Genomic DNA, 5,652 nt, shown 5'->3' with positions numbered 1-5,652 from the left:
AAAAAACCCTAATTCGTTAGAATTAGGGTTTTAAAAAGAAAGGCGACGACATACTCTCCCACATAACTGCAGTACCATCTGCGCAGGCGGGCTTAACTACTCTGTTCGGGAAGGGAAGAGGTGAGCCCCGCCGCAATAACCACCTTAAGGAGTTATAATTGCTTTGGGCAATAACTTAATTATTAATTATCAATTATAAATTGTTAATTATCAATTAAACAATATCTTAACATACTGAGATAAAGAAACGTAAATAGTATTAGAAAGGTTCCTCCCCCGACTTGCATCGGGGGAAAAGTGTACATAAGCTTACGGATTATTAGTACTACTCGACTATGACATTACTGCCTTTACATCTATAGCCTATCAACGTGGTCATCTCCCACGATCCTTAAAAGAAATCTCATCTTGTGGTGGGTTTCGCGCTTATATGCTTTCAGCGCTTATCCCTTCCAAACGTAGCTACTCTGCGATGCTCCTGGCGGAACAACAGATACACTAGAGGTTTGTCCAATTCGGTCCTCTCGTACTAGAATCAGATCCACTCAAATTTCTTGCGCCCACAGTAGATAGAGACCGAACTGTCTCACGACGTTCTGAACCCAGCTCGCGTGCCACTTTAATGGGCGAACAGCCCAACCCTTGGGACCTTCTCCAGCCCCAGGATGTGACGAGCCGACATCGAGGTGCCAAACCCCCCCGTCGATATGAGCTCTTGGGGGAGATCAGCCTGTTATCCCCGGCGTACCTTTTATCCTTTGAGCGATGGCCCTTCCATGCGGAACCACCGGATCACTATGCTCTACTTTCGTACCTGATCGACCTGTATGTCTCTCAGTCAAGCTCCCTTATGCCATTGCACTCTACGCACGGTTACCAAGCGTACTGAGGGAACCTTTAGAAGCCTCCGTTACTCTTTTGGAGGCGACCACCCCAGTCAAACTACCCACCAAGCAATGTCCCCCGTATTACGGGGTTAGGCCTCAGACAAACAAAGGGTTGTATTTCAACAATGACTCCACAACGCCTAGCGACGCCACTTCACAGTCTCCAACCTATCCTACACATCATTTGTCCAAGGTCAATACTAAGCTATAGTAAAGGTGCACAGGGTCTTTTCGTCCCACTGCGGGTAAACGGCATCTTCACCGTTACTACAATTTCACCGAGCTCATGGCTGAGACAGTGTCCAGATCGTTACACCATTCGTGCAGGTCGGAACTTACCCGACAAGGAATTTCGCTACCTTAGGACCGTTATAGTTACGGCCGCCGTTTACTGGGGCTTCATTTCAATGCTTCTTCTTGCGAATAACATCTCCACTTAACCTTCCAGCACCGGGCAGGTGTCAGGCCCTATACTTCATCTTACGATTTTGCAGAGCCCTGTGTTTTTGATAAACAGTCGCCTGGACCTCTTCACTGCGGCCAGCATTGCTGCTGGCGACCTTTCTCCCGAAGTTACAGGTCTATTTTGCCTAATTCCTTAGCCATGAATCTCTCGAGCACCTTAGGATTCTCTCCTCGACTACCTGTGTCGGTTTGCGGTACGGGTACTAATTACCTGAAGTTTAGAGGTTTTTCTTGGAAGCCCTTAGGCGCACTATCTATTTGTCCGAAGACTCCTAGTACTATCGTATTTCCCCAAGCCGCGTGGATTTGCCTGCGCAGCTTATAGGTAGGTACTTCAACGAACTATTCCGTCAGTTCGCGGCGCTTTCATCACTCCGTCACCCCATCACAGTAATCAGTAGTACGGGAATATTAACCCGTTGGCCATCGACTGTCCCTTTCGGGTTCGCCTTAGGTCCCGACTAACCCACAGCTGATTAGCATAGCTGTGGAAACCTTAGTCTTTCGGTGTGCGGGTTTCTCGCCCGCATTATCGTTACTTATGCCTACATTTTCTTTTCTAACCAGTCCAGCATGCCTAACGACACACCTTCAACCCTGTTAGAATGCTCCCCTACCACTTACAATAAATTGTAAATCCATAGCTTCGGTAATATACTTATGCCCGATTATTATCCATGCTCGTCCGCTCGACTAGTGAGCTGTTACGCACTCTTTAAATGAATGGCTGCTTCCAAGCCAACATCCTAGCTGTCTGGGCAGACGAACCTCGTTCTTTCAACTTAGTATATATTTGGGGACCTTAGCTGATGGTCTGGGTTCTTTCCCTCTCGGACTTGGACCTTAGCACCCAAGCCCTCACTGTTATGAAACATTATATAGCATTCGGAGTTTGTCAGGAATTGGTAGGCGGTGAAGCCCCCGCATCCAATCAGTAGCTCTACCTCTATATAACTTTACGCATAACGCTGCACCTAAATGCATTTCGGGGAGTACGAGCTATTTCCGAGTTTGATTGGCCTTTCACCCCTACCCACAGATCATCCCAAGACTTTTCAACGTCAACGGGTTCGGTCCTCCACTGTGTGTTACCACAGCTTCAACCTGTCCATGGGTAGATCACACGGTTTCGCGTCTAACACTACTGACTAAAGCGCCCTATTCAGACTCGCTTTCGCTACGGATCCGTGGCTTAACCACTTAACCTTGCCAGCAACGTTAACTCGTAGGCTCATTATGCAAAAGGCACGCCGTCACCCCACGAAAGGGCTCCGACCGCTTGTAAGCGTATGGTTTCAGGATCTATTTCACTCCGTTATTCACGGTTCTTTTCACCTTTCCCTCACGGTACTGGTTCACTATCGGTCTCTCAGGAGTATTTAGCCTTAGCGGATGGTCCCGCCAAATTCAGACAGGATTTCTCGTGTCCCGCCCTACTCAGGATACCACTATCCTTTACATTCATTACCTATACGGGACTATCACCCTCTATGGTTCTACTTTCCAGTAGATTCTAATTCTTCATGCAAGAAATATCGTGGTCCTACAACCCCAATATTGCCGTAACAACATTGGTTTGGGCTAATCCGCGTTCGCTCGCCACTACTTACGGAATCACTTTTGTTTTCTTCTCCTCCGCCTACTTAGATGTTTCAGTTCAGCGGGTTTGCCCACCTATCGGTGTACTATGTCTTCAACATAGTGGGTTGCCCCATTCAGGTATCTACGGATCAATTCGTGTGTGCCAATCCCCGTAGCTTTTCGCAGCTTATCACGCCTTTCATCGCCTCTGAGAGCCAAGGCATCCCCCATACGCCCTTATTTTGCTTATTGTACTACTCTTTAAGTCTAAAGAAATAAGTACTAAGTATTAAGTTTACACTAAATACATAAAACTTACTCATTCATAACTAAAAAGTGTTCTTTCTACTTATTTTTTTACTATTTTCTTATCTCAATATGTCAATGAACTTTTTTCCTTTCGGAACTGTGGAGAATAACGGAGTCGAACCGTTGACCTCCTGCGTGCAAGGCAGGCGCTCTAGCCAGCTGAGCTAATCCCCCAATTTAATTATGAATTGTGAATTATGAATTATGAATACCATTCATAACTCCTCAACTCTAGAATTTCTTCTTCTTTTTAAGTAATTAGTTGTCTCGGACAGACTCGAACTGTCGACCCCTACATTATCAGTGTAGTACTCTAACCAGCTGAGCTACGAGACAATATGATCTTTTGATTTAAGTGATTTGATTCCCTTTGCTCTAGATCCTAAAATCTAGGGCTGAAAATCAGCATTAAACAATCATAAATCTGTACCTTTTACTTAATTGTATTATTTGAACTAACAGCAGAGTAATAAAATAAATCCTTCTTGAAACCAATAAAAATCTTCGTCTTTTTCCCAAGAGTGCAATAAATTGCTAACACTTAGGCTCTAGAAAGGAGGTGTTCCAGCCGCACCTTCCGGTACGGCTACCTTGTTACGACTTAGCCCTAGTTACCAGTTTTACCCTAGGCAGCTCCTTGCGGTCACCGACTTCAGGCACCCCCAGCTTCCATGGCTTGACGGGCGGTGTGTACAAGGCCCGGGAACGTATTCACCGGATCATGGCTGATATCCGATTACTAGCGATTCCAGCTTCACGGAGTCGAGTTGCAGACTCCGATCCGAACTGTGACCGGTTTTATAGATTCGCTCCTGGTCACCCAGTGGCTGCTCTCTGTACCGGCCATTGTAGCACGTGTGTAGCCCAAGGCGTAAGGGCCGTGATGATTTGACGTCATCCCCACCTTCCTCACAGTTTGCACTGGCAGTCTTGTTAGAGTTCCCGACATGACTCGCTGGCAACTAACAACAGGGGTTGCGCTCGTTATAGGACTTAACCTGACACCTCACGGCACGAGCTGACGACAACCATGCAGCACCTTGTAAATTGTCTTGCGAAAGATCTGTTTCCAAACCGGTCAATCTACATTTAAGCCTTGGTAAGGTTCCTCGCGTATCATCGAATTAAACCACATGCTCCACCGCTTGTGCGGGCCCCCGTCAATTCCTTTGAGTTTCAAACTTGCGTTCGTACTCCCCAGGTGGGATACTTATCACTTTCGCTTAGCCACTGAGCTTGCGCCCAACAGCTAGTATCCATCGTTTACGGCGTGGACTACCAGGGTATCTAATCCTGTTCGCTACCCACGCTTTCGTCCATCAGCGTCAATATATTAGTAGTAACCTGCCTTCGCAATTGGTATTCCATGTAATCTCTAAGCATTTCACCGCTACACTACATATTCTAGTTACTTCCTAATAATTCAAGTCTAGCAGTATCAATGGCCGTTCCACCGTTGAGCGATGGGCTTTCACCACTGACTTACTAAACCGCCTACGGACCCTTTAAACCCAATGATTCCGGATAACGCTTGGATCCTCCGTATTACCGCGGCTGCTGGCACGGAGTTAGCCGATCCTTATTCTCACAGTACCGTCAAGACGCTACACGTAGCGTTGTTTCTTCCTGTGCAAAAGCAGTTTACAATCCATAGGACCGTCATCCTGCACGCGGCATGGCTGGATCAGGCTTGCGCCCATTGTCCAATATTCCTCACTGCTGCCTCCCGTAGGAGTCTGGTCCGTGTCTCAGTACCAGTGTGGGGGATCTCCCTCTCAGGACCCCTACCCATCGTAGCCTTGGTATGCCGTTACCATACCAACTAGCTAATGGGACGCATGCTCATCTTTTACCGATAAATCTTTAATTACATCTTGATGCCAAGTCGTAATACTATAAGGTATTAATCCAAATTTCTCTGGGCTATCCCTTTGTAAAAGGTAGATTGCATACGCGTTACGCACCCGTGCGCCGGTCTCTAAGTAGCAAGCTACCTATACCCCTCGACTTGCATGTGTTAAGCCTGCCGCTAGCGTTCATCCTGAGCCAGGATCAAACTCTTCATCGTATATTGTGCGAGACAGATAAATCTATCTCTATTTATTTTTGACTCCGAATTATCTAGTGGTTATTCTCAAAATCTTTCGATTCTATTACTCTTATTCTTTGTTTTGAAATCTCTCTCAAAACGGCTGTCAATTCAATATGTCTAGGAACGTATTCTTCTGTATTTTAAAACCTCAATTCTCACTTGTTTAAGTGTCTCTCAAGGCGGCTGCAAAAGTACAAACTCTTTTCTAATCTCACAAGAAAAAAATGAAATTTATTTTGAGCCTTTTTACAAACTCTAAAACCATTCTTCCTTGTCAGTATCTCAAATAACTTGCGCCTTTAGCGGGGTGCAAATGTA

2 tRNA genes and 3 rRNA genes are annotated in these 5,652 nt (G+C 46.0%); all 5 read right to left on the bottom strand.

What is annotated here, in order from left to right:
* Window positions 1-37 precede the first annotated feature (37 nt).
* The 5 genes from rrf to AP058_RS00110 all read right to left on the bottom strand — a co-directional run bounded on the left by rrf (window position 38) and on the right by AP058_RS00110 (window position 5,310).
* A 5S ribosomal RNA gene (rrf, locus tag AP058_RS00130) occupies window positions 38-147 on the bottom strand.
* 152 nt (window positions 148-299) lie between these two features.
* Window positions 300-3,185, bottom strand: a 23S ribosomal RNA gene (locus AP058_RS00125).
* A 157-nt stretch (window positions 3,186-3,342) separates the two neighbouring features.
* Window positions 3,343-3,416: transfer RNA gene (locus AP058_RS00120), tRNA-Ala, on the bottom strand.
* Window positions 3,417-3,504: 88 nt separating this feature from the next.
* Window positions 3,505-3,578 (bottom strand) — tRNA-Ile (locus AP058_RS00115).
* Between the two features lie 216 nt (window positions 3,579-3,794).
* Window positions 3,795-5,310 (bottom strand): 16S ribosomal RNA (locus tag AP058_RS00110).
* The 16S, 23S and 5S rRNA genes sit together here with 2 tRNA genes alongside, the layout of an rRNA operon.
* Window positions 5,311-5,652 lie beyond the last annotated feature (342 nt).

It is taken from the genome of Flavobacterium sp. TAB 87 (assembly GCF_001529295.1).
GTDB lineage: Bacteria > Bacteroidota > Bacteroidia > Flavobacteriales > Flavobacteriaceae > Flavobacterium.
This window is presented reverse-complemented; position numbering and strand designations above follow the sequence as displayed.